The sequence below is a fragment of the Pseudomonas sp. NPDC090755 genome (assembly GCF_044769005.1).
In the GTDB taxonomy this organism is placed as follows: domain Bacteria; phylum Pseudomonadota; class Gammaproteobacteria; order Pseudomonadales; family Pseudomonadaceae; genus Aquipseudomonas.
This window is the reverse complement of sequence record NZ_JBIVXC010000001.1, coordinates 1-26982: the sequence shown is the minus strand read 5'-3', so window position 1 is coordinate 26982 and position 26982 is coordinate 1. Positions and strand designations below refer to the sequence as shown.

24 protein-coding genes are annotated in these 26982 nt (G+C 62.1%); 5 read left to right on the top strand and 19 right to left on the bottom strand.

Features of this window, described 5'->3' with window-relative positions:
* The first annotated feature begins 859 nt into the window (after nt 1–859).
* Together gltP and ACIQUS_RS00115 are read left to right on the top strand one after the other, a co-directional pair.
* The gene (gene gltP / locus ACIQUS_RS00120; RefSeq protein WP_403041321.1) at nt 860–2191 is read left to right on the top strand and encodes a glutamate/aspartate:proton symporter GltP; all 1332 of its coding nucleotides are present in this window, start codon (nt 860–862) and stop codon (nt 2189–2191) included.
* A 194-nt stretch (nt 2192–2385) separates the two neighbouring features.
* A complete protein-coding gene (locus tag ACIQUS_RS00115; protein WP_403041319.1) occupies nt 2386–3615 on the top strand; it encodes a nucleoside recognition domain-containing protein in 1230 nt (409 codons plus the stop codon).
* Here the strand turns inward: ACIQUS_RS00115 and ACIQUS_RS00110 are convergent.
* The 9 genes from ACIQUS_RS00110 to ACIQUS_RS00070 form a co-directional block, all read right to left on the bottom strand.
* Complete coding sequence (locus tag ACIQUS_RS00110; RefSeq protein ID WP_403041317.1) at nt 3597–4226, bottom strand: ABC-type transport auxiliary lipoprotein family protein; 630 nt, start codon at nt 4224–4226, stop codon at nt 3597–3599. The genes ACIQUS_RS00115 and ACIQUS_RS00110 overlap by 19 nt on opposite strands.
* Nucleotides 4223–5161 carry an MlaD family protein gene (locus tag ACIQUS_RS00105; protein WP_403041315.1) on the bottom strand — a complete coding sequence of 313 codons (939 nt, stop codon included), beginning with the start codon at nt 5159–5161 and terminating at the stop codon, nt 4223–4225. Before ACIQUS_RS00105 ends, ACIQUS_RS00110 begins: the two co-directional genes overlap by 4 nt.
* 1 nt (nt 5162) lies before the next feature.
* Nucleotides 5163–5933: an ABC transporter ATP-binding protein gene (locus ACIQUS_RS00100; protein WP_403042998.1), complete on the bottom strand. Its 771-nt coding sequence runs from the start codon at nt 5931–5933 to the stop codon at nt 5163–5165.
* 26 nt (nt 5934–5959) lie between these two features.
* The gene (locus tag ACIQUS_RS00095; RefSeq protein ID WP_403041313.1) at nt 5960–7102 is read right to left on the bottom strand and encodes an ABC transporter permease; all 1143 of its coding nucleotides are present in this window, start codon (nt 7100–7102) and stop codon (nt 5960–5962) included.
* A 42-nt stretch (nt 7103–7144) separates the two neighbouring features.
* On the bottom strand, nt 7145–8164 hold the full coding sequence (locus ACIQUS_RS00090) for a DUF5924 family protein (RefSeq protein WP_403041311.1): 1020 nt from the start codon (nt 8162–8164) through the stop codon (nt 7145–7147).
* A 119-nt stretch (nt 8165–8283) separates the two neighbouring features.
* Nucleotides 8284–9660, bottom strand: a complete 1377-nt coding sequence (locus ACIQUS_RS00085) for a M16 family metallopeptidase (protein WP_403041309.1) — start codon at nt 9658–9660, stop codon at nt 8284–8286.
* A gap of 37 nt (nt 9661–9697) precedes the next feature.
* Nucleotides 9698–11356 carry a Na/Pi cotransporter family protein gene (locus ACIQUS_RS00080; protein WP_403041307.1) on the bottom strand — a complete coding sequence of 553 codons (1659 nt, stop codon included), beginning with the start codon at nt 11354–11356 and terminating at the stop codon, nt 9698–9700.
* A gap of 219 nt (nt 11357–11575) precedes the next feature.
* A complete protein-coding gene (locus ACIQUS_RS00075) occupies nt 11576–12349 on the bottom strand; it encodes a TerC family protein (RefSeq protein WP_403041305.1) in 774 nt (257 codons plus the stop codon).
* A gap of 72 nt (nt 12350–12421) precedes the next feature.
* Complete coding sequence (locus ACIQUS_RS00070; protein ID WP_285864426.1) at nt 12422–13729, bottom strand: CitMHS family transporter; 1308 nt, start codon at nt 13727–13729, stop codon at nt 12422–12424.
* Nucleotides 13730–14033: 304 nt separating this feature from the next.
* Here ACIQUS_RS00070 and ACIQUS_RS00065 point away from each other — a divergent pair, with 304 nt between their 5' ends.
* Nucleotides 14034–14435 (top strand): GFA family protein, encoded by a 402-nt coding sequence (locus ACIQUS_RS00065; RefSeq protein ID WP_403041302.1) that lies wholly within the window; start codon nt 14034–14036, stop codon nt 14433–14435.
* Nucleotides 14436–14437: 2 nt separating this feature from the next.
* Here ACIQUS_RS00065 and ACIQUS_RS00060 read toward each other — a convergent pair whose 3' ends face one another.
* From ACIQUS_RS00060 to ACIQUS_RS00015, 10 genes are all read right to left on the bottom strand, one after another.
* On the bottom strand, nt 14438–16396 hold the full coding sequence (locus tag ACIQUS_RS00060; protein ID WP_403041300.1) for a DUF4105 domain-containing protein: 1959 nt from the start codon (nt 16394–16396) through the stop codon (nt 14438–14440).
* Nucleotides 16393–16713, bottom strand: coding sequence for a DUF2388 domain-containing protein (locus ACIQUS_RS00055; RefSeq protein WP_403041298.1), 321 nt, complete (start codon nt 16711–16713; stop codon nt 16393–16395). Before ACIQUS_RS00055 ends, ACIQUS_RS00060 begins: the two co-directional genes overlap by 4 nt.
* Nucleotides 16714–16740: 27 nt before the next feature.
* On the bottom strand, nt 16741–17034 hold the full coding sequence (locus tag ACIQUS_RS00050) for a DUF2388 domain-containing protein (protein WP_403041296.1): 294 nt from the start codon (nt 17032–17034) through the stop codon (nt 16741–16743).
* Nucleotides 17035–17154: 120 nt separating this feature from the next.
* Nucleotides 17155–17472 (bottom strand): DUF2388 domain-containing protein, encoded by a 318-nt coding sequence (locus tag ACIQUS_RS00045; RefSeq protein ID WP_403041295.1) that lies wholly within the window; start codon nt 17470–17472, stop codon nt 17155–17157.
* Between the two features lie 294 nt (nt 17473–17766).
* Nucleotides 17767–17982 carry a DUF1127 domain-containing protein gene (locus tag ACIQUS_RS00040; protein WP_403041293.1) on the bottom strand — a complete coding sequence of 72 codons (216 nt, stop codon included), beginning with the start codon at nt 17980–17982 and terminating at the stop codon, nt 17767–17769.
* A gap of 320 nt (nt 17983–18302) precedes the next feature.
* A complete protein-coding gene (locus ACIQUS_RS00035) occupies nt 18303–19796 on the bottom strand; it encodes an acetyl-CoA hydrolase/transferase family protein (RefSeq protein WP_403041291.1) in 1494 nt (497 codons plus the stop codon).
* A gap of 177 nt (nt 19797–19973) precedes the next feature.
* Complete coding sequence (locus ACIQUS_RS00030; RefSeq protein WP_403041289.1) at nt 19974–21410, bottom strand: NAD(P)(+) transhydrogenase (Re/Si-specific) subunit beta; 1437 nt, start codon at nt 21408–21410, stop codon at nt 19974–19976.
* Entirely contained in the window at nt 21407–21763 is a 357-nt protein-coding gene (locus ACIQUS_RS00025) for an NAD(P) transhydrogenase subunit alpha (protein WP_403041287.1), read from the bottom strand. Before ACIQUS_RS00025 ends, ACIQUS_RS00030 begins: the two co-directional genes overlap by 4 nt.
* A gap of 11 nt (nt 21764–21774) precedes the next feature.
* Nucleotides 21775–22896 (bottom strand): Re/Si-specific NAD(P)(+) transhydrogenase subunit alpha, encoded by a 1122-nt coding sequence (locus ACIQUS_RS00020; RefSeq protein ID WP_403041285.1) that lies wholly within the window; start codon nt 22894–22896, stop codon nt 21775–21777.
* A 408-nt stretch (nt 22897–23304) separates the two neighbouring features.
* Nucleotides 23305–24231, bottom strand: coding sequence for a LysR family transcriptional regulator (locus ACIQUS_RS00015; protein ID WP_403041283.1), 927 nt, complete (start codon nt 24229–24231; stop codon nt 23305–23307).
* A gap of 160 nt (nt 24232–24391) precedes the next feature.
* On the opposite strand from ACIQUS_RS00015, the gene ACIQUS_RS00010 reads away from it, so the two are divergent.
* Nucleotides 24392–25573: an acyl-CoA dehydrogenase gene (locus ACIQUS_RS00010; protein ID WP_403041281.1), complete on the top strand. Its 1182-nt coding sequence runs from the start codon at nt 24392–24394 to the stop codon at nt 25571–25573.
* A gap of 15 nt (nt 25574–25588) precedes the next feature.
* Complete coding sequence (locus ACIQUS_RS00005; protein ID WP_403041279.1) at nt 25589–26809, top strand: CaiB/BaiF CoA transferase family protein; 1221 nt, start codon at nt 25589–25591, stop codon at nt 26807–26809.
* Nucleotides 26810–26982: the final 173 nt, after the last annotated feature.

Below are 26982 nucleotides of genomic sequence, written 5' to 3'. Positions count from 1 at the left end.
GTACAGCGGCAATGGCGGCCAATGACGGCCAGGTCCGGGCCGACCCGTGGTTGGCCCAGGACCCCGAATTCATCGAAAGATGGAGCGACTCAAGCGTGAATCGAATGCGTACGGAATGCGTCCGGGCATTCATGTACAGAGATAGAGGCTGAACCTTTTGCTGTTTCAAGCTTCTATGATGCGCCCGCCCGAGGAGGGCTGGCGCATGATCAAGGGGCCGGGCTGCTCTGATTGTTTCAGGATCGGAGGGGCCTAGGGGTACAAGGAGTGCCTCCGATGAGGGCCGGGTCAGGTAAAGCGGCAGCGGGAGTTACAGGTTGGATGTCCTGATTCGCAGGGTTATTTCTGATCTGGCTTCCGCGTCGCCTATAGCAATCTGCCATCAATCCCCGCCTACTGAACTATTTCTCCTACAGTCCCAAGGCATATTTCCGCGCAACCGTACATCGATATTTTTTCACCCCCAATCGATGTGGGCACCGAGCCAGTTTCACGCATTCGGATTGTCGAACAACGACGGTTTGCACTCAGGTGGATACGTCCAATTCTGCCGAAATATGGCGCTTTGACCATAGTCGGAATTCCGAACGCTCTACAATCAACCCTCTGGGACGCCCGTTTTGCGGCAGAAATATCATGCCGATTCGGCATAGGGTAGTCGTTTACGGCATTAGACGGGGCACCCCCGCGTCGGAATAGTTGCGCCTTTTTTCGCTGGCCTGAGCGTTCTCACGCTCGCTTGCGGTGACCTTTTACGGTGTGCCAGTTGATGACAAAAATCGATCACAGTCGCTGGGAACAGCTCTGGATCGCGGTTATCAGCCAGGTGCCCGTTTCCACTTGAAGAAAAGGTAACGACATGAAGAAGGCAAAGCTAAGCCTCGCCTGGCAGATCCTCATCGGTCTGGTACTCGGGATTGCCATCGGCGCAGTGCTGAATCATTTCAGTGCAGAAAAGGCATGGTGGATCAGTAACGTCCTACAACCTGCCGGTGACATCTTCATTCGCCTGATCAAGATGATCGTCATCCCGATCGTGATTTCGTCGCTGGTCGTGGGTATCGCCGGGGTTGGCGATGCGAAAAAACTCGGCAGTATCGGCCTGAAGACCATCATCTACTTCGAAGTGGTCACCACCATCGCGATCGTAGTCGGCCTGGTCCTGGCCAACCTCTTCCACCCGGGCGCCGGCATCGACATGAGCACCCTGGGTACCGTCGACATCTCCAAGTACCAGGCCACGGCGGCCGAGGTTCAGCATGAGCATGCGTTCATCGAGACCATCCTCAACCTGATCCCGTCGAACATCTTCGCAGCGCTGATGCGCGGTGAAATGCTGCCGATCATCTTCTTCTCGGTGCTGTTCGGCCTGGGTCTGTCGAGCCTGCAGGCGGACATCCGCGACCCGCTGGTGAAAACCTTCCAGGGCGTGTCGGAAACCATGTTCAAGGTCACTCACATGATCATGAACTACGCGCCGATCGGTGTATTCGCCCTGATCGCCGTGACCGTCGCCAACTTCGGTTTCGCCTCGCTGCTGCCACTGGCCAAGCTGGTGCTGCTGGTGTACTTCGCCATCGCCTTCTTCGGCTTCATGGTGCTGGGCCTGATCGCACGCCTGTTCGGCTTCTCGATCCTCAAGCTGATGCGCATCTTCAAGGACGAACTGGTCCTGGCCTACTCCACCGCCAGCTCCGAGACCGTGCTGCCGCGCGTGATCGAGAAGATGGAAGCCTATGGTGCGCCGAAGGCCATCTGCAGCTTCGTGGTACCGACCGGCTACTCGTTCAACCTTGATGGTTCGACCCTGTACCAGAGCATCGCGGCCATCTTCATCGCCCAGCTGTACGGCATCGACCTGTCGCTGAGCCAGCAGCTGCTGCTGGTCCTGACCCTGATGGTCACCTCCAAGGGTATCGCCGGCGTGCCGGGCGTGTCCTTCGTGGTCCTGCTGGCCACCCTGGGCAGCGTCGGTATTCCGCTGGAAGGCCTGGCCTTCATCGCCGGTGTCGACCGCATCATGGACATGGCGCGTACCGCTCTGAACGTGATCGGCAACGCCCTGGCGGTACTGGTTATCGCTCGCTGGGAAGGCATGTACGACGATGCCAAGGGCCAGCGCTACTGGAACTCCCTGCCGCACTGGCGCAGCAAGGAAGCCATGCCTGCCGGCAAGACTGCCAACCACTAAGGTGCAGAGCAGTTGAATGGAAAGCCCCGACCTGGTCGGGGCTTTTTCGTTTCTGAATGGGTGTGGGAGCGGGCTTGCCCCGCGATTGCGACCTATCCGCCTGACCGCATCGCGGGACAAGCCCGCTCCCACAAGGTGGCGCGCACCCAACCCGCGCCGTTATCATGCGACGCAACTTTGTGGGGGAACAACGGATGCTCAACGGCCTTTGGCTTGGCTTTTTCCTGGTCGCGGCCATCTCCGCGCTGGCGCAATGGTTGGTGGGTGGCAATGCCGGGATCTTTGCCGCCATGGTCGAGAGTATCTTCGCCATGGCCAAGCTGTCGGTCGAGGTGATGGTCCTGCTGTTCGGCACCCTGACCCTGTGGCTGGGCTTTCTGAAGATCGCCGAAAAGGCAGGTGTCGTCGAATGGTTGGCCAAGGTGCTCGGCCCCCTGTTCGCCCGCCTGATGCCGGAGGTCCCCCCCGGCCACCCGGCCCTGGGGCTGATCACCCTGAACTTCGCCGCCAATGGCCTGGGCCTGGACAACGCTGCCACCCCTATCGGCCTGAAGGCAATGCGCGCCCTGCAGGAGCTCAACCCCAGCTCGAACACCGCCAGCAACGCGCAGATTCTGTTCCTGGTGCTCAATGCCTCGTCGCTGACCCTGCTGCCGGTAACCATCTTCATGTACCGCGCCCAGCAAGGCGCCCTGGACCCGACCCTGGTGTTCCTGCCCATCCTGCTGGCCACCAGTGCTTCGACCCTGGTCGGCCTGCTGTCGGTGGCGGTCATGCAGCGCCTGCGCCTGTGGGATCCGGTGGTGCTGGCCTACCTGGTGCCAGGGGCCCTGCTGCTGGGCGGCTTCATGGCGTTTCTCGGCACCCTGTCGGCCACGGCGCTGGCCAGCCTGTCGTCGATCATGGGCAACCTGACGCTGTTCGGCCTGATCATCCTGTTCCTGGTGATCGGCGCCTTCAAGCGGGTGAAGGTCTATGAAACCTTTGTGGAAGGCGCCAAGGAGGGCTTTGACGTCGCCAAGAGCCTGTTGCCCTACCTGGTCGCCATGCTCTGCGCGGTCGGCGTGCTGCGCGCCTCAGGCGCCCTGGAGCTGACCCTGGATGGCATCCGCCATGTGGTCGAGTGGCTGGGCTGGGATACCCGTTTTGTCGAAGGCTTGCCGACCGCCCTGGTCAAGCCGTTCTCTGGCAGTGCGGCGCGGGCCATGCTGATCGAGACCATGCAGACCCACGGTGTCGACAGCTTCCCGGCCCTGGTCGCCGCCACCATCCAGGGCAGCACCGAGACCACCTTCTACGTGCTGGCGGTCTACTTCGGCGCCGTGGGTATCCAGCGCGCTCGCCATGCGGTGGGGTGTGCCCTGCTCGCCGAACTGGCCGGGGTGATCGCGGCGATTTTCGTCTGCTACTGGTTCTTTGCCTGAGCCTGGTTGGCCTGGGCCAGGGTCCAGGTCACCAGTTGCGCCATCAGGCGGTCGCTGGCCGCACCGAATCCGCTGACCACGGCAGGCACCTGCCTGTCGCCTAGCGGCTGACGCACTTCGAAGCGCTGGCTGGCGAGAATGCGCTGGGTGCGCCCCTGCACCAGTCGCGCGTCATAACGAATCAACACCACCAGCCCCGCGGCGCTGTACTCGCTCTGGAAAGCCTGCAACTCGCCAGCCAGCTCGTAGTCGGCCTGCAGGTTGCTGTCATCGGCACTCAGGCGCGGTACCCGGCCATCGCGCTGAAAGGCATCGAGCATGCGGTTGCGCAGCAGCAATGGCGCCGGATCGCTCCAGCGCACGCCCTTGTAGGTGCTGATCAGGTCACCCTGGGGCACCACGGCGATTCTCGGGCTATTGAGGATATCGCTGGCCAATGGCTTGTTCACCCGCAGCGACCAGCTGGCTTCGGCACCCTGGGGCGCTACCCGGCTGGCCTGGTTCGAAGGCAGGCGGTAGACGTCGGCAGGTTCGGCCTTGGGCAGGATCGAGCAGGCGCTGGCAAGGCTCAGGGCCATGGCCAGGGTCACAACGCGGTAAAGACGGCTCATGGCTCGAACTCCTTGTGCGTATCACGGCCGAGCAGGTAGCCGCTGGGGTTGGCTTCCAGGCGCTGGGAAATCGCCTTGAGCGAGGTCAGGGTCTGGCGCAGTTCACGAATGGCCGGCGCCAGCTGGTTCAGGCCCTGGGCACCGCCATCGAGGGCGTCGCGGTTGTCGTTGAGCAGGCTGTTGAGGGTGGCGGTGCTCTGGGCCAGCGACTGCATGGCTTGCTCGGCGCTGCTGAAGGTCTGCTTGCCCTGGCTGTTGAGCAGGCCGTTGGCGTTGCGCATCAGTTCGCTGGTCTGTTCGAGCATGACGCTGGCCTGGTCGCCGACCTTGGCCAGTTGCTGGATCGCCGTACGGATATCCCCGCGCTCGTCGCTGAACGCCGCAGTGGTCTGCTCCAGGTTGGTCAGGGTCTTGGTCAGCTGTGTGGCATTGTCTTCGGAAAACAGCAGGTTGGCGTTGTGTACCAGCATGTTGATATTGCTCAGCAGGTCACTGCCGTCATCCAGCAGGCGGGCGATGGGCGACGGTGAGGCGATGATCACCGGCAGTTTGCCGTCCTTGCCCTTGAGCTCGGGGCTTTGCGGCGTGCCGCCGCTGAGCTGGATGAACGAGGTGCCGGTGATGCCGGTCAGGGTCAGTTTGGCCCGGGTGTCCTCCTTGATCGGAGTGTCGGCGCTCAGCCGTACTTTCGCCAGGACCCGGCGCGGGTCCTTGGGATCGAGGCGCAGGCTGGTGACATCACCCACCTTGATGCCGTTGTACTGCACCGAGCTGCCCCGGGACAAGCCGGAGACCGCTTCGTTGAACACCACCTGGTAATCCTTGAAGGTGCTGTCGACGCTGGATTTGGTCAGCCACAGGCCGAACAGCATGGCGCCGGTGACCACGATCACTGTCACCAGGCCGATCAGCACATGATGCGCACGGGTTTCCATCTCAGTGCTCCTTGGTCGCTAGGGCGGCCTGATACGCCGCGCGGCCCCGTGGGCCATGAAAATAGTCGTGGATCCAGGCGTCGTCGGTGTCTTCGACCTGGGCGATCGGGCCGGCCACCAGCACCTTCTTCTGCGACAGCACCGCCACCCGGTCGGTGATGGTGTAGAGCGTGTCCAGGTCATGGGTGATCAGGAACACGCTCAGGCCCAGGGCATCGCGCAGGGTCAGGATCAACTGGTCGAAGGCGGCGGCGCCGATCGGGTCGAGGCCGGCGGTGGGCTCGTCGAGAAACAGGATGTCCGGGTCAAGGGCCAGGGCCCGGGCCAGCGCGGCGCGCTTGATCATGCCGCCAGAGAGTGACGCGGGGTATTTGTCGGCCGCGGAGATCGGCAGGCCGGCCAGGGCCAGTTTGACCCCGGCCAGGTGCTCGGCGTCGGCCCGGGACAGGCCGGCATGCTCGATCAGCGGCAAGGCGACGTTCTCGGTGACGGTCAGGGAGGAGAACAGCGCGCCTTTCTGGAATAGCACGCCAAAGCGCCGCTCGACCTGCGAGCGCTGTTCGTCGTTCAAGGCGCCGAGGTCCTGGCCAAATACCTTCACCAGGCCCTCATTGGGACGGCGCAGGCCGACGATGCTGCGCAGCAGCACCGACTTGCCGCTGCCCGAGCCACCGACCACGGCGAGGATCTCGCCGCGGTACAGGTCCAGGTCCAGCTGTTCGTGCACGCTCTGGGTGCCGAAGCGGTTACAGATGCCGCGCGCTTCGATCACGGCCTCATGCTGGGTACTTGTCTGCTTCACCAGCCCATCTCCATGAAGAACAGCGCGGCCACCGCATCGAGGACGATCACCACGAAAATCGACTGGACCACGCTGGAGGTGGTGTGGGCCCCCACCGATTCGGCGCTGCCACTGACCTTGAAACCTTCCAGGCAGCCAATGGCGGCGATCAGGAAGGCAAAGAACGGCGCCTTGGCCAGGCCGACGAGGAAATGCTGCACACCAATGTCGCTTTGCAACAAGGACAGGAACATCGCCGGTGAGATATCCAGTGACAAGGCGCAGACCACCGCACCCCCGATGATGCCGCAGAGCATGGCGATGAAGGTCAGCAGCGGCAGCGCGATCAGCAGCGCCAACACCCGCGGGACCACCAGCAGCTCCACCGGGTCCAGGCCCAGGGTACGGATGGCGTCGATTTCTTCGTTGGCCTTCATCGAGCCGATCTGCGCGGTAAAGGCACTGGCGGTGCGGCCGGCCATGAGGATGGCGGTCAGTAGCACGGCAAATTCGCGCAGGAAGGAGAACGCGACCAGATCCACCGTGAAGATACTGGCACCAAAGCCGGCCAGCACCGTGGCGCCGAGAAAGGCCACGACGGCGCCGACCAGGAAGGTCAGCAAGGCAACGATCGGGGCGGCGTCCAGGCCGGTCTGCTCAATGTGCGCGACCACCGCCGTCACCCGCCAGCGCCGTGGCTGGAACAGGCGCAGCACCAGGGTCTGCAGGATCAGGCCGATAAAACCCAGGATTTGCAGGGTGTCCTGCCAGAGGGTATCCACCGCGCAGCCGATGCGGCTGAGCAACTGGATCAGCACGGACTTCTCCGCCTGCTTTTCCGGGATGCAGTAGTCTTGCACCGAACAGTACACCGTCTGCAGCAGCGCGCGGCTGGCATCGGGCAGTTGCGCGGTCTCGGTCAGGCGCGACAGGCGTTCGGGGCCGAGCAGCTCGACCAGCAATGCGGCGCCGGCGGTGTCCAGGCGGCCGAGCTGGCTGAGGTCGATTTCGGTGTTCGGGTCATACTGCCCCTGGAGGCGTTCACTGTGCTGCTTGAGGTCGGCGTAATGGGCCAGGGTCCAGTCACCCACAATCCGAAGCTGCGCCGGGGTGCTTGAGGTGTCCAGTAATGCGCCAGGCGAGTTGATCATAGGCTCCATGCGATCTGGCGGCGCGGTACTGCGCCGCCACAGAGCATAGCGTTACTGGCCGGCAGGCGCTTGACCATCGTCAATCACGCGAAAACGCAGGACGCCGATGACCTGGCCATCTTCGGTCAGCACCTGGACCTGCCAGCGGCCCACAGGGTTACCGGGGAAGTTCTGCTTGTGGGTCCAGGCCCGGTAGCCTTCCTTGCGCCCGCCATGGATGTCCAGGGCAATGCGGTCGACCTCTTTGCCGTTGAAGCGCCAGACATGATAGATCCGCTCATTCAGGCCACGCGGCGCATTGATCGCGGTGAATGCATAGAGCCCAGCACGTATTTCGCTGGCCTTGATCTGCTCCAGGCTCTTGCCGGGCGTGCGGTTTTCAACCTGGGTGCTGACCGCCACTTCCGTCATCCACAAGGTGGCAGGCGGTACCCAGGAGCGCAGCATCCAGCCGCTGGCGCCCACGGCGAGGGTCATCACCACCAGCATCACCCCGCGTCGCCAGTGGCTGATCGGGAAGCTGCTGGCAAGGCTGGGGAACGACAGCAGCATGGCGATGCCCAGGGCCAGCTTGAAGCTCTGCGAAGTGGTCAGGTGCAGGATGATCGGCAGTGCGGTGAGCAGCGCGGCGAACAGGGTCAGGGTGTGCAGCGCCAGGAACAGCCAGCGACGCGGGGCCAGCCATTTGTAATACAGCGGGTCGATGATCGAGATCAGCCCAGCCGCGCCAAGCAGGCCGGTAAAGATCAGCTGGCCGCTGTTCCAGGTGGTGGTGACGAAGAAGAACGGCAGGACGAAGAACAGGCTTTCCTGATGGATCATCTGCGTGGCATAGCGCAACAGCGGCTGCGGGATCTCGCGCTTGAACACTTTGGCGAACAGCTGGGTGAAGGTGTTTTCCAGCATCAGCCAGATCCAGCTGATCAGCATCAGGATGGCAATCCAGCTGGCCAGGCCTTCCTGGCGATCGACCAGAATGAAGCTGGCAATACCGGAGATGAAACCGCCGAGGGCGATGATTCCGGGGTAACGCTTGATCAGTTCGAGCAAGCGCTGGAGGAAATGAGGCATCAAGGTGTTCGCAGAGTGAAGAAAAACCGCTACAGGATACCGTCTTTATGCCAGTAGGAGCGGGCTTGCCCCGCGATGGGGCCGGTGCAATCCGAATCGATCGCGGGGCAAGCCCGCTCCTACGAGGCGCGGCGTCGGCGCAAGATCACGCCACAAGCCAGAATCAGCCCGAGCAGCAAGGCGACCAGCCCATAGAGTGCGTCAAAGCTGATCAATGGCTGCTCGATACGCACATACCCGGGCTTGGCCAGCAACTGGCGCAAGGCCTGGTTGGCTTCCTCCAGGCTGACCCGGCGCAGGGTGCGCACCGGATCGGCAAAGCGACCATCGAGGTAGTCGTTCAATGCACCCCAGTAGTAATCCGCCAATGCCGCATTGCCCTGGGTGCTCCAGGCTTCGCGATCGATCGCCGCTTGCTTGACCCGCGTGAAGGTCGCCGGATCCAGGCCGTTCTTGCGCAGTCGGTCGAGCATGTCGGCCAGCACCTGCTCGGCCTGCTTGACGTCGGCGCGGTCCAGGTCGGCATTGAGGCTCATCATGCCCGTGTCACCAAAGCTTTCCCGCTGGCTCGACGGTCCGTAGGACAGGCCGTGCTTGAGGCGCAGCTCCTCATACAGTGCCCAGTCCAGGTAATGTTGCAACAGGTCGTAGGTCTGGCCATGTTCGTTGTCCAGTACCGGTTCGAGGAACAGCCAGTGCAGCTTCGCGCTGTCACCGACCCAGCCGCGGACCAACTCGCGCCGGGCTTCGGCCTTGTGGGTAACGCCGTCCAGGGTCCGGCGCTCGCCAGGTTCTGCCGGCTGCAGTTGGGCGTAGGAGCGCTCCAGGTAGGCCGGCAGCAGCTTGTCCAGGCCACCGACCACGATCAGGCTCATGTTGTTGGCGGCATACCAGTGCTGGCGCAGGTTATTGACCTGCTCCAGGGTCATGTCGGCGACTGCCGAGCGCTCGGCACACTTGAGCCCCAGTTCTACGGCCAACTGGTCACTGGCGCGGTGGCCCAGATCCTGGCGATCCAGCCAGCGCTGCAGGTGCGAATAGTGGCCGCCGTCCTCGCGCTCGACGATCTTCTTCGACAGCGCCAGGGCCTTTTCGTCGATCTTGGTGTCCTTGATCACCGCCAGCAGCAGATCGAGCACCTTGCGCTGGTTGCGCGCGGGGGCTTCGATGACGAAGGTGGTGTCGGCGCTGCTGGTGTAGGCGTTCCACTCCCCGCCCAGGGCTTGCATGCGTCTTTCCAGTCCGCCTTCGCCGGTGTCGTCGATGCCACTGAACAGCAGGTGCTCCAGCAGGTGCGGCAGTTCTTGCTGCTCACACGGAAAATCGTCGAAGCCCACGCCGACCACTAGGCGGATCGACACATGGTTGCGTTCATAACCTGACTTGAGCAGCACCTGTAGACCGTTGGGCAGCAGGTAGCCTTCGACCTGCGAACGGTCGAGGGCAAAGCCGGGCATGGCGCCCAGCAGCAGGCACAGGAACATCAGGCAACGCATGGCGAGCTTCCTTGCGGGAGTTCGTTGAGAGTAGCGATCAAGGTGAAGCGGCATCGTCCGGCACACTGTCGAGCAGTAGGCCACCGGTATCGGAACTGCCCAATACAACGTAGGCACTGCTGCAGAACAAGGAGTTCAAACGCTTCATATCGGCAATCAGCTCCAGGTGCAAGGCACTGGTTTCGATACTTTGCACCACTTTACGTTGCAGCCGGCTGACATGGGCGTGGGTCAGGCGCCTTTCCTGGGCGCGAAAGCGACGTTTTTCCCGCAGCAACTGGCGCGCACTCTCCGGGTCGGCACTGAGAAACACCGACAGGCCCAGGCGCAGGTTGGCGAGCAACTGGCTGTGCAGCCCGGTCAGCTCTTCGAGGCCGACATCGGAGAATTCCCGGCGTTGCGAGGTTTTCTGCTGCTGGACCTTGCGCAGCATGCGCTCGATCAGGTCGCTGGCAAGCTTGAGGTTGATCACCAGTTCAATGATTTCGGCCCAGCGCTTGCTGTCCTGGTCACTGAGGTCTTCGCGGGGCATCTGCGCCAGGTACAGTTTGATGGCGTTGTTCAACGCCTCGACGTCCTCGCCCAGGTTGCGTACTTGCTGGGTCATGGCTGTGTGGGTGCCCTTGAGCGCACCGTTCATGGCATCGAGCATGTTGTCGATCAGGTCGCCTACGCGCAGGGTTTCGCGCACGGCGTTGGCCAGGGCCAGGCTAGGCGTACCAAGGGCTGCCGGGTCCAGGTGACGGGGGCGGGCGCGGCCATTGGTTTCGGCGCGCTCCGGCAGCAGCCAGCTGCAGACACGTGCCATGGGCGTCACGGTGGGCAGCATCAGCAGGCAGCGCAAAGTGTTGTAGAGCAGATGGAAGCCGATCACCAGCTCCTGGGGGCTGAAGCTCAAGCTGTCCATCCAGCGCACCAGCGGGTCGAGCACCGGGATGATCAGCACCAGACCGATCAGTTTGTACAGCAGGCTGCCCAGGGCCACCTGGCGCCCGGCCGCGTTCTGCATGCTGGTGCTGAGAAAGGCCAGCAGGCCACTGCCGATGTTTGCGCCAATGACCAGGCCGATGGCCACCGGCAGGCTGATCAGCTCGGCACCGGCCAGGGTGGCGGTCAGCAGCACGGCCGCCAGGCTGGAATAGGAAACCAGGGCGAACAGCGCGCCGACCAGGGCATCGAGCAGGATATCGCCGGTCAAGGAGGCGAACAGCACCTTCACGCCCTGGGCCTGGGTAATGGGGGCTGCGGCTTCGACGATCAGTTGCAGGGCAAGGATGATCAGACCCAGGCCGATGCCGACGCGGCCCAGTTGGCCGGCGCGGGTCTGCTTGCGGGAAAGAAAGAAGATCACCCCGAGAAAAATCAGTAGCGGTGACAGCCATGACAGGTCGAAGGTCAGCACCCGCGCCATCAGCGCGGTACCGACATCGGCGCCGAGCATGATCGCCAGGGCCGGCGTCAGGGACATCAGGCCCTGGCCGACGAAGGACGTCACCAGCATCGCCGTGGCATTGCTGCTCTGGACCATGGCGGTCACGGTGATACCGGCGACGAAGGCCAGCGGCCGTTTGGACATGTTCTGGCTCAGTACGCGCCGCAGGTTGGAACCAAAGACCCGCAGAATGCCGGTGCGCACGATGTGCGTGCCCCAGATCAGCAGCGCCACCGCGGAGAGCAGGTTGAGCAGGGTCAGCATTGAACAGGCCCCCTGTTATGCGTGCCCCAACCGGGGCCAATGGATGGTGCCGTGAGCCTGGCCTGATCGCAGGCGGTTTTTCCCAGTACTCACTAAAGCTGTAGTCGGCTGCAAGCCAAGGCGCCAGCATCGCATAGGCGGCGCGGCCTTTGAAACTAAACCGTCATGAAAGAAAAGCAAAAAGGGCCCCGCAGGGCCCTTTTTGAAGGTGCATGGTGCTTACTGACCAGGAATGTCCTTGCGAAGTTTCACAGGCTCGCCTTGCTCCTGGTTTTTCTTGCGGGCGATGGCCGAGCGCATCTTGATGTTGATGGCCTCGACCGCCAGGGAGAAGGCCATGGCGAAGTAGACGTAGCCTTTTGGCACGTGCACGTCGAAGGCCTCGGCGATCAGCACGGTACCGACCACGATCAGGAACGACAGGGCCAGCATCTTCAGCGACGGGTGTTTGTCGATGAAATTGCTGATGGCGCCGGCGCAGAGCATCATCACCAGTACGGCAACGACGATCGCAGCGATCATCACCGGTACGTGGGAGACCATGCCCACTGCGGTGATCACCGAGTCGAGGGAGAACACGATGTCGATGATGGCGATCTGGATGATGGTGTAGATGAACTTGCCACCCTTGCCGGCAGGCTCTTCATGGCTTTCATCTTCGCCTTCCAGGCCGTGGTAGATCTCCTGGGAGCTTTTCCACAGCAGGAACAGGCCGCCGAAGAACAGGATCAGGTCGCGACCGGAAATACCTTGCTCGAAGATCACGAACAGGTCGGCCGTCAGGCGCATGACCCAGGTGATCGACAGCAGCAGGAGGATGCGGGTGACCATGGCCAGGGCCAGGCCGAAAATCCGGGTGCGCTGCTGCATGTGCTTGGGCATGCGGCTGACCAGGATCGAGATCATGATGATGTTGTCGATGCCGAGAACGATCTCAAGGGCCGTCAGGGTAAAAAAGGCAACCCAGATTTCTGGGCTGGTCAGCCATTCCATGTGTATTCCTTCGCGCGATAAGTGCAGCGCGCCCGGGCAAGGGGCGCGCTGCGGTTGGATGAATCTGTTGTCTTATAGGCTGCTGAACAGCGGGAAAATTCCCATGAGCAGCGCGGCGAGCATTATGCACAGGCAGACCAGCACTGCCCACTTCAGGGTGAAGCGCTGGTGATCGCCGAACTCGATGCCGGCCAGGGCCACCAACAGGTAGGTAGAGGGTACCAGCGGGCTGAGCAGGTGTACCGGCTGGCCGACGATCGACGCACGGGCCATTTCCACCGGCGAGATACCGTAGTGGCTGGCTGCTTCCGCGAGCACTGGCAGAACGCCATAGTAGAAGGCGTCGTTGGACATGAAGAAGGTGAACGGCATGCTGACGATCGCAGTGATCACCGCCAGGTACGGCCCCAGGGCATCCGGGATCACGGCCAGCAGGCTCTTGGACATGGCTTCGACCATGCCAGTGCCCGACAGGATGCCGGTGAAGATACCGGCGGCGAAGATCAGCCCGACCACCGCCAGCACGCTACCGGCGTGAGCAGCAACGCGGTCCTTCTGCTGCTGCAGGCAAGGGTAGTTGACGATCATGGCGATACTGAAGGCGACCATGAACAGCACCGGCAGTGGCAGCAGGCCGGCGATCAGGGCGACCATCAGGGCAGCGGTCAGGGCACCGTTGAACCAGAGCATTTTCGGCCGGCGTGCTTCAGGGAACTGCGACACGCTGATTTCGCTGTGGTCGATTTCGTCACCCGGCAGGTGCAGCTCACCCAGGCGAGCACGCTCGCGCTTGCCGTACATGTAGGCAATGCCCAGGATCGCCACCACGCCGAAGAGCATGGCCGGGATCATCGGCACGAAGATGTCCGAAGGATCGACATGCAGGGCGCTGGCCGCGCGGGCAGTCGGGCCGCCCCAGGGGGTCATGTTCATCACCCCGCCGGCAAGAATGATCAGGCCGGCCATGATCCGCGGGCTCATGCCCAGTCGGCTGTACAGCGGCAGCATGGCGGCCACGCAGATCATGTAGGTGGTGGCACCGTCGCCGTCCAGCGAGACGATCAAGGCCAGTGCGGCGGTGCCGACCGAGACTTTCAGCGGGTCACCCTTGACCAGCTTGAGGATCTTGCGCACGGCCGGGTCGAACAGACCGGAGTCGATCATCAGGCCGAAATACAGGATGGCGAACATCAGCATCACCCCGGTCGGGGCCAGCTTGGTGATGCCTTGCAGCATCATCGGGCCGATTTCGCCCGAGAAGCCGCCGAACAGGGCGAACAGGATGGGTACCAGGATCAGGGCGATCAAGGCCGACAGGCGCTTGGTCATGATCAGGTACATGAAGGTGATGACCATGGCAAAGCCGAGGAAGGTCAGCATGGGCGTACTCCAGGCGTATCGCGTCGAAAGAGGGAACGAGTCGGGCGGATCAGCGTGCGAGGCGCGGCGCAGGAAGTCGCGGAGGGTGTGCAGCGAAGAGGCGGTTGTAAGCGGACATCGGAATCACCATTGTTGTTGTTAATTGGGCCGGGCGCTGTAGGGAAAAACAGTTGCCCTGGCTGACCGGTCTGTGCCGGTAGTGGAGGCAATCCTAAGTCGGCAAGCTTTCAGCCAGCTTTCGCTGGCTGAAAGGCGACGAGAGGTGCATTGTTGGCTATCGGCCTGTGGCCTGGAGGTGGAAGCGATGCGCGATACGCATGAAGGGGGCTGCCATTGCGGTGCCCTGCGCTACCGTATTCGAGGGCCGTTGACGGATGTTGCCCACTGCCACTGCTCGGTTTGCCGTCGGGTCAGCGGCGGTCTGCTGATCACCTGGTTGACCCTGCCCTGCGCGAATTTCCAGTGGCTCAGCGGTACACCGCAACGTTATGACTCCTCACCCAGTTGTGTGAGGTATTTCTGTAGCCGTTGTGGGGCGCATCTAGCGCTGACCACGGACCTGAGCCCGGAGACCATCGACATTACCGTCACGACCCTGGACCGGCCGGAGCTGGCCGCACCGAGCCGGCACATCTGGACCGACAGCCGCCTGCCCTGGCTGCACCTGGACGAGGACCTGCCCGGCGAGCCGGGCGAGACCCTCTAGCTTCAGGGCAGCTGCAGGCCGCCGGCAGCCTTGTGCAGGGCGCGCAGGTGCTCGCCGACCTGCTTGATGTTGGCTTCGACCGCAGTAATTTCCGCCGCCCGGTCCGGGCCGAGCAGTGCTCGTACCTCTTTGTCCAGGTCGGCACTTAGGGTCTGCAACTGCTTTTGCCGCTGGCTGGACTCGCTGATCAGCAGCTTGCGCTCGCTGGCTTGCGGCAAACCGTAGCCCGTGCTGCCGAGCAGTTCTGCCGGGCGGCTGAGGAAACCGCTGTTGGCCAGAATTTGCTGCAGGGTGCTGTTGGCCTTGGCCACGCTGGCGTCATTGGCTTCCCGCCCGGTCAGGTAGCGTTGCTTGACCTCGTCCTGGGCCAGCAGCAGTTGCCGGCGCAGGCTGGCCTGCTCCAGGAGGAGCAAGGCGGCGCTGGTGCGCAGGTCGGCCTGTGGGAACCATTGCTGGCGCTGCTGGGCAGATTGCTCCAGCCAGGCTTCGACAGTGTCCTGGGGGATCGGCAGCTGCTGCTTGAGTACCAGGAACATCGCCTGGTAGCGGTCACGGTAGGAGTCGAAGCGATAACCAAGGCGCAGCGCCTCGCGTGGGTCGTCGAGCACGCTGACATCAGCCAGCCCGCGTCCTTGCAGCACCTCCAGCAAGCCATTGGGCATGATGCTGTCCAGGTCCGCCAGGCGCGGATTGGCCGTGCCGCTGCGCAGCAGCTTGAGGGTCTCCACCGCGCAGTTGTTGGACAGGAAGTAGTAGTTGCCGTCGTAGCTCCAGTGCATCTCGGCCGCCTGACGAACCAGGCTTTCCAGCTCGTTGCGGTCAAACTTGAGCGGAATCGAGGCGAGGCTGCGCAGCTCGGTCTTGGTGTATTCGTCGATCACCTGGGCCAGCGGCAGGACAAACAGGCGAGACGGATAGGCCCCCGTCAGCCCGTCCCAACTTGATAGCTGTACATCGTTGACGAAGGCTCGGTACGACAGCACCAGGTGCTGGTCGAGGTCGAGGCGGCAGTCCGGCCCACGCGGGCGCCCCGGGGCGCAGATCACCAGGCGAAGCATGCTGTGGCCCCAGCGGCTGACCCAGTTCTGGTTGGCCTCGGCCAGCAGGTAATCCACCGCGTAGACCCGCTCCGGGTCGATTTCCCCTAGCGGTGTCTTGGCAAAGTCGTTGCCGGCATTGAGGAACGGCAGTGCCTGCGAGCAGGCCGGATGCTCCGGTGCCCAGTCAAAATGCTCCTTTAGGTAGGCCTGCAGCGCAGGTCGCCGGCAGGCGAAGCTGGGGTCAAGGAGGAAGTACTCCATATTGATCGCAATGAATTCCTTGGGGCTGCTCAGCTCGTAGCTGTCGGGGCTGCGCGCCACCTGACGGTTGTGCTGTTCGCGCTCCCCTCGCCTGCCCACGTACTGTGGCCAGCCGGCCAGGTCGAGCAGGCGCGGGTCGTCACTGAGGGTAAAGCGCCGTTCAGTCTGACCACGGCACTGCTCCGGCAGGCCGACCTTGCCCAGGCTGTTCAGTTGCCGGGCACACTGGTTGATCAGGCGGCGCTCGCTACCCTGCCAGAGACGAGCGCGGTCATAGATATGGGTCAGCTCGTGCAGCACGGTGGCCAGTAGTTCCTGGCGCACGGTGCCATGGGGGCGCCCGGTCTTGCTGGTGGCGGCGCTGCCATCGGTGAGTGCGGGCAGCAGCCGGCGGTTGAGCTCGAGGGTGGATACCAGCGAGGCCTGGCCATAAGCGTCTTCGGGCATTTTCGTGCCCCAACTGACGGTGATACGCCGGTCCAGGCGGGTCTTGAAACTGGGCGGCAGCGCTCGCAGCGCCTCATCCAGCAGCGCCTGGCTGGCATCCTGCTGGACGGGTGTCAGCCCGTCGGTTTCAAGGTGCAGTTGCAGGTCGGCCAGTGCAGGGCCGGCCAACAGGATCAGCAGGCCGCCCAGCAGCCAGGCGCGCAGGCTCTTCACAGGGCGAGAATGGCTTCAGCCAGGACCTGGTCGCTGGCCTCGCGTGCTTCAGGCACACGCTGGCGCAGGGTGTCGAACGCGGCTTCCAGCTGGGCGCCACGGATTTCGCCGTGGCTGGCGACATAACTGGCAGCATCGTCGCGGGCTTCGCGCACAACCTTGGAGTCACGGATCGAGGTGGTGGTATCGGAGGTGAAGTCGATCGAGCGACCGAAAGCGCGCACGATAATGTTGCTGGTGGCCACCAGGGTTTGCGCCTGGGCTACATCGGCCAGCAACAGAAGGCCTAGGGTGGCGGCAATCAGCGGGTTACGCATGGAACATCTCCGGAAGAAACAGGGTAATCATTGGACGAGAATTGCTTGCGCCAGTTCAAGGTCGCCACCATGAAGTTGGGGGTGGTCCTGGCGCAACCGGTTCAAGGCGGCTTGCAGCATTGCACCGCGCAGCTGTCCGTCGCTGGCGACGAACACGGCAGCATCATCATGGGCATCGAGCAACAGTTTGCGATCGAAGGGCGCCGAGGTCACCTTGCTGGTGACATAACCGCTAACGACGAGATTCTGGGTGGAAAGATCCAGGGCCTGGGCGGAACTGGTCCAGCAGAACACCAACAACAGCAGTGACAGATAACGCATGACGCTCGCAAGACAGGTTGATCAAGCGGCAAAGGCTATCCCAATGCGCTGGTCGGGACCAGCGCAGGGAGCCCGGTTTCATTGCATGTTGTTACACGCCGAAACCGGGGACTGGCACCTTCAGAGCGCCAGGATGGCCTGGGCCAGTTGCGTGTCGCTGGCTTGCAGGGCTGGGGCCTGCTGGCGGATGTGGGCGAAAGCGCTTTCGAGCTTGACGCCGCGGATATCGCCCTGGCTGGCAACGAAGCTGGCGGCATCGTCACGGGCCGCACGCACGATCTTGTCGTCACGGAACGACGAAGACACATCGGAGGTGGCGTCGGTGGAGGCGGCAACAGCGCCTACCACGGCGTCGGTGGTGACGACGAAGCTGGTGGCGTTGGCGGTGGAAGCCAGGGCCAGCAACACGGCGGCGCCAAACAAGCGTGAACGGAACATGGTCGATCTCCTGATTAAGCTATTTCTGTGTGTCGGTCACACACTCAGCTGGTTACGTTACTTGTTTACCAAACTGGGTGCGTTAAGGGTATCACGCGATTCGTGTCTGTGACTTGGACAGGATAACAACGGAATTTATCAACTGTACCTATAAAAAATAACTCTCTGTAAACTGTACCTGTTGAGCTGGCAGCCGCTCTATTCCGAGGCTCCAGAATGAAAAAACCCGTCAGCAGTCACCTGCGACGGGTTTTTGGGAATTCGGGGTGCCGGCCATGGCCGGCGAGCCCTGCATCAACGCCAGAACGGCTTGCTCAGCTCTTCGTAACGCTGTGCTTCGCTGATGCCAGCGTCGGCCAGCAGGCGCGAATCAAGGCGAGCCAGTTGATGGCGGCTGGCGATGCGGCGTTGCCACAGCATCAGGTTGGCCAGCAGGCGCAGTGGCAGTGCAGCTTTGGATTGTTCGGTGGTGCTTTCGAAAACGAGGCCGGAACTGAGGGTACGTTCCATGGTGTGTCATCCTTCCGCTTATGGCGGCATTAGGTAGTGATTTAACTGATGCCAATGATCCTCCTCTGTCGTCCATAACAGTAGATACAGTTCACCTACATTGTGATGGTCCAGTTAACTGTTTTAAGGCACTGTTGCACTCGAAACAGGCGAAACTGTACTGGTCTGCACCTGTATGGTGCATTTTTGCTTGGCGGCGGAAGGTGAGAGCAGAAAACCGGGGTGAAAACACCGGTACAGTAGAACAGTTTTTGAAAGTTTATCTGTGTCAGTTACTCAGCCGACGCGCATTGCACGTCGCCGGCTGAGTACTGTGTGGCTTAGCTGGCGAGCATGCGCCCGGTTTCTTCCAGGTTTTCGTGCCAGGTCAGGGCTTCGCGCAGGATGTGCGGGGTATGCCCGCCCTTCTCGCAGGCGCGGGTGAAGTAGTCGTTCAGCGCCTCGCGGTAGTCCGGGTGCACGCAGTTGTCGATGATCACCCGCGCACGCTCCCGCGGTGCCAGGCCACGCAGGTCGGCCAGGCCTTGCTCGGTGACGAGGATGTCGACGTCGTGCTCGGTGTGGTCGACGTGGCTGACCATCGGCACCACGCTGGAGATCGCGCCGCCCTTGGCGATGGACTTGGTGACGAAGATCGCCAGGTGGGCATTGCGGGCGAAGTCGCCGGAGCCACCGATACCGTTCATCATCCGCGTGCCGCAGACGTGGGTGGAGTTGACGTTGCCGTACAGGTCGAACTCAAGGGCGGTGTTGATGCCGATGATGCCAAGGCGGCGAACCACTTCCGGGTGGTTGGAGATTTCCTGCGGGCGCAGGACCAGTTTGTCCTTGTAGCGCTCCAGGTTACCGAACACATCGGCGTTGCGACGGGTCGACAGGGTGATCGAGCTGCCCGAGGCGAAGCTCAGTTTGCCGGCGTCGATCAGGTCGAAGGTCGAGTCCTGCAGTACTTCGGAGTACATGGTCAGGTCTTCGAACGGTGAGTCGATCAGGCCGCACATCACCGCGTTGGCGATGCTGCCGATGCCGGCCTGCAGCGGGCCGAGCTTGTTGGTCATGCGCCCTGCCGCCACTTCCTGCTTGAGGAAGTTGATCAGGTGGTTGGCGATGCCCTGGGTTTCATCATCCGGCGGCAGCACAGTGGACGGCGAGTCCGGTTGTTCGGTGATGACGATGCCGACGATCTTGGCCGGGTCGATCGGGATCGCGGTGCTGCCGATGCGGTCATCGGCTTTTACCAGCGGGATCGGCGTGCGGGTCGGACGGTAGGTCGGGATATAGATGTCGTGCAGGCCTTCGAGGTTGGCGTTGTGCGCCATGTTGATCTCGACGATCACCTGTTTGGCGAAGATCGCGAAGCTGGCCGAGTTGCCTACCGAGGTGGTCGGCACGATGTGGCCTTGCTCGGTGATGGCGACCGCTTCGATGACCGCGATGTCCGGCAGCTTCAGTTGCTGGTTGCGCAGCTGCTCAACGGTTTCCGACAGGTGCTGGTCGATGAACATGACCTTGCCGTCGTTGATGGCCTTGCGCAGGGTGCTGTCGACCTGGAACGGCATGCGGCGGGCCAGCACACCGGCTTCAGTCAGTTGTTTGTCGAGGTCGTTGCCCAGGCTGGCACCGGTCATCAGGCTGATTTGCAGGGGCGACTGCTTGGCGCGCTCGGCCAGTGCATGGGGCACGGCCTTGGCTTCGCCGGCGCGGGTAAAGCCGCTCATGCCGACGGTCATGCCGTCCTGGATCAGGCCAGCGGCATCAGCCGCACTCATTACCTTGCTGTGCAGGGAGGACAAGCGGATACGATCACGGTACATGGATTGTTATCTCGGGCTACTAAAGCTAGATGCGCAGTCTAGTGATTTAGCAACGCCGCGTCCCGCGACCAAGGTCGAATGCGAAGCCCTGAAATAGAGCCTTCCGTCGGCTGGCCGGGGACGAAAAAGCCCCAGCCGGTACCGCGCTGGGGCTTATTGTCACAGGCTGGAATCGTCTTAATCGACAGCCTTGACCATGTCTTCGATGACCTTCTTGGCGTCGCCGAAAACCATCATGGTCTTGTCCAGGTAGAACAGTTCGTTATCAAGGCCGGCATAGCCGCTGGCCATGGAGCGCTTGTTGACGATGATGGTCTTGGCCTTGAAGGCTTCGAGGATCGGCATGCCGGCGATCGGCGACTTCGGATCGTTCTTGGCGGCCGGGTTGACCACGTCGTTGGCGCCGAGCACCAGCACTACGTCGGCCTGGCCGAACTCGGAGTTGATGTCCTCCATCTCGAACACTTGGTCGTACGGCACTTCGGCTTCGGCCAGCAGTACGTTCATGTGTCCGGGCATGCGCCCTGCCACCGGGTGGATCGCGTACTTCACGGTCACGCCGTTGTGGGTCAGTTTTTCGGTCAGTTCCTTGAGCGCGTGCTGGGCGCGGGCCACCGCCAGGCCGTAGCCAGGGACGATGATCACCGTGTCGGCGTTGCTCAGCAGGAAGGTTGCGTCGTCGGCCGAGCCGGATTTCACCGGGCGGGCTTCCTGGGCGCCTGCCGGGCCGCCGGCATCTGCCGCGCCACCGAAACCGCCGAGGATCACGTTGAAGAACGAACGGTTCATCGCCTTGCACATGATGTACGAGAGGATGGCACCGGACGAACCGACCAGGGAGCCGGCAATGATCAGCATCGAGTTGTTCAGCGAGAAACCGATGCCGGCTGCGGCCCAGCCCGAGTAGCTGTTGAGCATCGACACCACCACCGGCATGTCGGCACCACCGATCGGGATGATGATCAGCACGCCCATGATGAACGCCAGGATCAGCATCAGGGCAAAGGCGCTGTAGCTACCGGTGAAGGTGAAGACCAGGCCCAGGCCGATGGTTGCCAGGCCCAGAATCAGGTTCAGCTTGTGCTGGCCGGTGAACTGTACCGGTGCGCCCTGGAACAGGCGGAACTTGTACTTGCCAGAGAGCTTGCCGAAGGCAATCACCGAACCGGAGAAGGTGATCGCACCAATGGCGGCACCGAGGAACAGCTCGAGACGGTTACCGCTCGGGATCGGATCGCTGATGCTGGAGACAATACCCAGCGACTGCGGCTCGACCACGGCGGCGATGGCAATGAACACCGCTGCCAGACCGATCATGCTGTGCATGAAGGCGACCAGTTCCGGCATCTTGGTCATTTCCACGCGCTTGGCCATGATCGAGCCGGCGGTACCACCGACCAGCAGGCCGACGATCACATAACCGATACCATCAGTGGCCAGCTCCGCACCCAGCTTGTAGATGAGGCCGACGGTGGTGATCACCGCCAGGCCCATGCCGAGCATGCCGAACAGGTTGCCGCGACGCGACGTGGTTGGGTGGGACAAGCCCTTGAGCGCCTGGATGAAGCACACCGAGGCGATCAAATACAGGGAGGTAACCAGATTCATGCTCATGCTTTCTGCACCTCAGCCTTGACTACGGGTGCTTTGGCAGCCGGGGCTTTTGCCGGGGCTGCCTTCTTTTTGAACATTTCCAGCATCCGCCGGGTGACCAGGAAGCCACCAAAGACGTTGACCGCAGCCAGTGCTACGGCAAGGGTGCCCATGATCTTGCCCATTGGCGTAACGGTCAGGGCGGCGGCGAGCATGGCGCCGACGATAACGATCGCGGAAATGGCGTTGGTCACGGCCATCAATGGGGTGTGCAGGGCCGGAGTCACGTTCCAGACCACGTGGTAACCGACGTAGATCGCCAGTACGAAAATGATCAGGTTGTAGATGCCGTGAGAGATCATCATGTCTTCCATCGTCTGGCTCCTTATGCGTTCTTGCGCACGATCTGGCCGTCGCGGCACATCAGGCATGCGGCGACGATATCGTCTTCGAGGTTGATTGACAGCTGGCCGTCCTTGTCGAACAGCAGCTTCATGAAGTCGAGCAGGTTGCGTGCATAGAGGGCCGAAGCATCTGCACCCACCTGTGCTGGCAGGTTGGTCGGGCCGACAATGATCACGCCGTTTTCCACCACCAATTGATCCGCTACGGTCAGCGGGCAGTTGCCGCCTTGCGCTGCTGCAAGGTCGATGACCACCGAGCCCGGCTTCATCTGTGCCACGGTCTCGGCGCTGAGCAAGGTGGGTGCCTTGCGTCCGGGGATCAGGGCGGTGGTGATGACGATATCGGCTTGCTTGGCGCGCTCATGCACAGCCTGCGCCTGGCGCTGCATCCAGCTGGCCGGCATCGGGCGGGCATAGCCACCGACACCTTCAGCGCATTCGCGTTCTTCGTCGGTCTCGTAAGGCACGTCGATGAACTTGGCACCCAGAGATTCGATCTGTTCTTTTACCGCAGGACGTACATCCGAGGCTTCGATCACCGCACCCAGGCGCTTGGCTGTGGCAATGGCCTGCAACCCGGCGACACCGGCGCCCAGAATCAGTACGCGCGCCGCTTTTACCGTGCCGGCGGCAGTCATCAGCATGGGCATGAAGCGCGGGTAGTGATGAGCGGCCAGGAGCACAGCCTTGTAGCCGGCAATGTTGGCTTGCGAGGACAGCACGTCAAGGCTCTGCGCGCGCGAGGTGCGAGGCGCGGCTTCGAGAGCGAAGGCGGTAATGCCGCACTCGGCCATCTTGGCAATGATGTCGTTGTTGAACGGATTGAGCATACCCACCAGAACGGTACCGTTCTTGATCAGCGCCAGTTCGCTATCGTCAGGAGCTACAACCTTCAGGACAAGCTGAGCTCCAAACGCATCGGCAGCGCTGCCAATAGTGGCGCCTGCTGCTTCATAGGCGCTGTCCGGAACGCTGGCCTTGATGCCTGCGCCGCTCTGGACAATAACCTGATGCCCCTGGCCAATCAGTTTCTTGATGGTTTCCGGGGTTGCAGCAACCCGTGTTTCGCCCGTCTGCGTTTCGAGAGGAACACCAATGTGCACGTCTATATCTCCTGCGCGATCTTTTGTTGGTAAACCAGTGCACTGCGGATGGTGCGCTGGGGCGGCCGATCAGCACGACCCCACCGGAATCAGGCGGGGCGAGGCATTTTGCAGGCGATTACAGAATCGCTTCAACCGATTTTGAAGGGTGACGGTAAACAAACTACAAGTCACCCTGTGACCGAATGTCGCAACGACGACTTCTTAGCCCGTCTAATCTGGGCGTTCAGGGACATTACGTTAAATTTCTAATTTATTCCGCTGAATTTTCTGAATCCTCCAAAACAAACACGATTTATGCGCTGAAAGCCGCATAAACAGCAGGGTTAAGGGGTGTTCGGAGGGGTGATCAAACAGTTGTATTAAATGCGACATTTGCGTACATCTGTAGGGTTTCAACTTATTTGACTACGGGGTCAGGTTGTAACTGTCATCCTTGTGTGCGGCGGTATAGCGCACGGCTTCTGCCACCAGCCAGTCGCGAAATGCCCGTAATGATGCCGACTCGACCTTGCGCTCGGGGATCATCAGGTAATAGGCCTTGATGCTCGACAGCGCATGGCGGTTAGCGACAACCAGGCGCCCTTCCGCCAGTTCTCGCTGGATCAGGAAAGGCGGAATCAATGCCACGCCCATCTCGTGCATGGCCGCTTGTGCCAGCATTGAGAATAGCTCATAGCGCGGTCCGGTCATGTCCCGTGGCACGTTCATGTCCAGGCCGTTGAACCACTGGCGCCAGGCGTATGGCCGGGTGGTCTGTTGCAACAAGGGCAGTTGGGCAATCTGTTCGGCGCTGAGCTGCGCGGCCTCACCCAGCAACGCCGGGCTGCACACTGGCACCGGGTTCTCCCCCATCAGGCGGTGGGACTGGGTGCCGGGCCAGTCGGCATCGCCAAAGTAGATCGCGGCGTCGAAGCTGGTGTCGGCGAACAGGAAGGGCCGGGTCCGGTTGGTAAGGTTGACCGTGACCTCAGGGTGGCGCTGCTGGAAGTCCTTGAGCCTGGGTAGCAGCCACTGGGTGCCGAACGTCGGCACCACTGCCAGTTCGATCACGTTGGCGCCCTGCTGGCCCATCACCGACAAGGTGTCGCGCTCAACGGCGTCCAGCTGGGTCGCAACGCGACGACTATAGGAGAGCCCGGCCTCGGTGAGCTTCACCCCGCGCCGCGAACGGCGAAACAACTCGACATTGAGAAACTCCTCCAGCCCGGCGATTTGCCGACATACGGCGCCCTGGGTCAGTGACAGTTCCTGGGAGGCCTTGGTAAAGCTCTCGTGGCGGGCCGCCGCCTCGAAACAGACTAGGGCTGCGGTGCTGGGGATCTTGCGGCGCATGTACGTCAACCTCACTAATCAGGCGTAAAGATGGCCTTTGCGGTCATTACGAAGTGAGAAATTATCACAAGACTATGCGCATTCCTCGTTTGTCTCGTCACCGGAACAGGCCTAGGATCAATGCACAACAACTCTGGTCCCATTTTTCGAGGATTCGCTCATGGCCGGTAAAGCAAGCTTCAACTGGATCGACCCGCTGTTGCTGGACCAACAGCTCACTGAAGAAGAGCGCATGGTGCGTGACAGCGCTTATCAGTTCGCCCAGGACAAGCTGGCCCCGCGCGTGCTGGAGGCCTTCCGTCATGAGCAGACCGATCCTGCGATCTTCCGCGAAATGGGCGAAGTCGGCCTGCTGGGCGCGACCATCCCCGAGCAATACGGTGGCAGCGGCCTGAACTATGTGTGCTACGGCCTGATCGCCCGCGAAGTGGAGCGTATCGATTCTGGCTACCGCTCGATGATGAGCGTGCAGTCCTCCCTGGTCATGGTGCCAATCAACGAGTTCGGCTCTGAAGCCACCAAGCAGAAGTACCTGCCCAAGCTTGCCAGTGGCGAGTGGATCGGTTGCTTCGGCCTGACCGAGCCTGACCACGGTTCCGATCCGGGCTCGATGATCACCCGGGCAAAGAAAGTCGACGGTGGCTACCGCCTGACCGGCAACAAGATGTGGATCACCAACAGCCCGATCGCCGATGTGTTCGTGGTCTGGGCCAAGGATGATGCCGGCGATATCCGCGGCTTCGTGCTTGAGAAAGGCTGGCAGGGTCTGAGTGCCCCGGCGATTCACGGCAAGGTCGGCCTGCGCGCTTCGATCACCGGTGAAATCGTCATGGACAACGTTTTCGTGCCGGAAGAAAACATGTTCCCGGATGTGCGCGGCCTGAAGGGTCCGTTCACCTGCCTGAACTCGGCCCGCTATGGCATCTCCTGGGGTGCGCTGGGCGCCGCCGAGGCCTGCTGGCACACCGCTCGCCAGTACACCCTGGACCGTAAGCAGTTCGGTCGTCCACTGGCGGCCAACCAGCTGATCCAGAAGAAGCTGGCCGACATGCAGACCGAAATCACCCTGGCCCTGCAAGGCTGCCTGCGCCTGGGGCGGATGAAGGACGAAGGCACCGCTGCCGTCGAGATTACCTCGATCATGAAGCGCAACTCTTGCGGCAAGGCCCTGGATATCGCCCGCCTGGCCCGCGACATGCTCGGTGGCAACGGCATCTCCGACGAGTTCGGTGTAGCCCGCCATCTGGTCAACCTGGAAGTGGTCAATACCTATGAAGGTACCCACGACGTGCATGCGCTGATCCTCGGTCGTGCGCAAACCGGCATCCAGGCCTTCTACTGATCAAGGAGCCAGCCCATGGGCGCGCTATCTCATCTGCGGGTACTGGATCTGTCGCGAGTGCTGGCCGGGCCGTGGTCCGGGCAGATCCTCGCTGACCTCGGGGCCGAAGTCATCAAGGTGGAGCGCCCGGGGACTGGCGATGACACGCGGGCCTGGGGCCCGCCCTTCCTCAAGGACGCCTACGGCGAGAACACCAGCGAGGCGGCCTATTACCTCTCGGCCAACCGTAACAAGCGCTCGGTGACCATCGACTTCACCCAGCCCGAAGGCCAGCGCCTGGTGCGTGAGCTGGCGGCCAAGTCCGATGTGGTCATCGAGAACTTCAAGGTCGGTGGCCTGGCCGCCTACGGGCTGGACTATGAAAGCCTGAAGGCGATCAATCCGCAGCTTGTCTATTGCTCGATCACCGGCTTCGGCCAGACCGGGCCCTATGCCAAGCGTGCGGGCTACGATTTCATGATCCAGGGGCTGGGTGGGCTGATGAGCCTGACCGGGCGCCCTGAAGGCGACGAAGGTGCCGGGCCGGTCAAGGTCGGTGTGGCGTTGACGGACATCCTTACCGGTCTGTATTCGACGGTAGCGATCCTGGCCGCCCTCGCCCACCGTGACCACGACGGCGGTGGCCAGCACATCGACATGGCGCTGCTCGACGTGCAGGTAGCTTGCCTGGCCAACCAGGCCATGAACTACCTCACCACCGGCACGCCACCCAAGCGCCTGGGTAATGCGCACCCTAACATCGTGCCGTACCAGGACTTCCCTACGGCCGATGGCGACTTCATCCTTACCGTGGGCAACGACGGACAGTTCCGCAAGTTCGCCGAGGTGGCCGGTCAGCCGCAGTGGGCGGATGATCCGCGTTTTGCCACCAACAAGCTGCGGGTAGCCAACCGGGCCGAGTTGATCCCCCTGATCCGCCAGGCAACGGTGTTCAAGACCACCGCCGAGTGGGTTGCCCAGCTGGAGCAGGCCGGTGTGCCGTGTGGGCCGATCAACGATCTGGCGCAGATGTTCGCCGACCCGCAGGTGAAGGCGCGGGGGCTGGCGATCGACATACCGCATCCGCTGGCCGGGCATGTACCGCAGGTGGCCAGTCCGATTCGCCTGTCCGAGACGCCGGTGGAGTACCGCAATGCGCCACCGCTGTTGGGTGAGCATACCGAGCAGGTCCTGGGTGAGGTGCTGGGGTTGGCAGGTGCGGATATCGAGCGCTTGCGTGGTGCGGGAGTGTTGTAACGGTATTCCCTTCTATATAGGAACGGCGCGTCAGCGGCTTGTTGTCATAAGTTTGAAATAAACCCTTGACGCCCCGTCTTATCTCTCTATAATTCGCCCCACTTCCGGCGTAGTCGAAACGGAAAACTCCTTGAGAATCAACGAGTTGAATGTTTCAGGTGGTGCCGGAAGGG

Excerpts from the sequence above, each read along its gene's own strand:
- gltP (WP_403041321.1), top strand. The coding sequence starts at position 860 with ATGAAGAAGGCAAAGCTAAGCCTCGCCTGGCAGATCCTCATCGGTCTG.
- ACIQUS_RS00115 (WP_403041319.1), top strand. The coding sequence starts at position 2,386 with ATGCTCAACGGCCTTTGGCTTGGCTTTTTCCTGGTCGCGGCCATCTCC.
- ACIQUS_RS00110 (WP_403041317.1), bottom strand. The coding sequence starts at position 4,226 with ATGAGCCGTCTTTACCGCGTTGTGACCCTGGCCATGGCCCTGAGCCTT.
- ACIQUS_RS00105 (WP_403041315.1), bottom strand. The coding sequence starts at position 5,161 with ATGGAAACCCGTGCGCATCATGTGCTGATCGGCCTGGTGACAGTGATC.
- ACIQUS_RS00095 (WP_403041313.1), bottom strand. The coding sequence starts at position 7,102 with ATGGAGCCTATGATCAACTCGCCTGGCGCATTACTGGACACCTCAAGC.
- ACIQUS_RS00090 (WP_403041311.1), bottom strand. The coding sequence starts at position 8,164 with ATGCCTCATTTCCTCCAGCGCTTGCTCGAACTGATCAAGCGTTACCCC.
- ACIQUS_RS00085 (WP_403041309.1), bottom strand. The coding sequence starts at position 9,660 with ATGCGTTGCCTGATGTTCCTGTGCCTGCTGCTGGGCGCCATGCCCGGC.
- ACIQUS_RS00080 (WP_403041307.1), bottom strand. The coding sequence starts at position 11,356 with ATGCTGACCCTGCTCAACCTGCTCTCCGCGGTGGCGCTGCTGATCTGG.
- ACIQUS_RS00075 (WP_403041305.1), bottom strand. The coding sequence starts at position 12,349 with ATGGAATGGCTGACCAGCCCAGAAATCTGGGTTGCCTTTTTTACCCTG.
- ACIQUS_RS00070 (WP_285864426.1), bottom strand. The coding sequence starts at position 13,729 with ATGCTGACCTTCCTCGGCTTTGCCATGGTCATCACCTTCATGTACCTG.
- ACIQUS_RS00065 (WP_403041302.1), top strand. The coding sequence starts at position 14,034 with ATGCGCGATACGCATGAAGGGGGCTGCCATTGCGGTGCCCTGCGCTAC.
- ACIQUS_RS00055 (WP_403041298.1), bottom strand. The coding sequence starts at position 16,713 with ATGCGTAACCCGCTGATTGCCGCCACCCTAGGCCTTCTGTTGCTGGCC.
- ACIQUS_RS00050 (WP_403041296.1), bottom strand. The coding sequence starts at position 17,034 with ATGCGTTATCTGTCACTGCTGTTGTTGGTGTTCTGCTGGACCAGTTCC.
- ACIQUS_RS00045 (WP_403041295.1), bottom strand. The coding sequence starts at position 17,472 with ATGTTCCGTTCACGCTTGTTTGGCGCCGCCGTGTTGCTGGCCCTGGCT.
- ACIQUS_RS00040 (WP_403041293.1), bottom strand. The coding sequence starts at position 17,982 with ATGGAACGTACCCTCAGTTCCGGCCTCGTTTTCGAAAGCACCACCGAA.
- ACIQUS_RS00035 (WP_403041291.1), bottom strand. The coding sequence starts at position 19,796 with ATGTACCGTGATCGTATCCGCTTGTCCTCCCTGCACAGCAAGGTAATG.
- ACIQUS_RS00030 (WP_403041289.1), bottom strand. The coding sequence starts at position 21,410 with ATGAGCATGAATCTGGTTACCTCCCTGTATTTGATCGCCTCGGTGTGC.
- ACIQUS_RS00025 (WP_403041287.1), bottom strand. The coding sequence starts at position 21,763 with ATGGAAGACATGATGATCTCTCACGGCATCTACAACCTGATCATTTTC.
- ACIQUS_RS00015 (WP_403041283.1), bottom strand. The coding sequence starts at position 24,231 with ATGCGCCGCAAGATCCCCAGCACCGCAGCCCTAGTCTGTTTCGAGGCG.
- ACIQUS_RS00010 (WP_403041281.1), top strand. The coding sequence starts at position 24,392 with ATGGCCGGTAAAGCAAGCTTCAACTGGATCGACCCGCTGTTGCTGGAC.
- ACIQUS_RS00005 (WP_403041279.1), top strand. The coding sequence starts at position 25,589 with ATGGGCGCGCTATCTCATCTGCGGGTACTGGATCTGTCGCGAGTGCTG.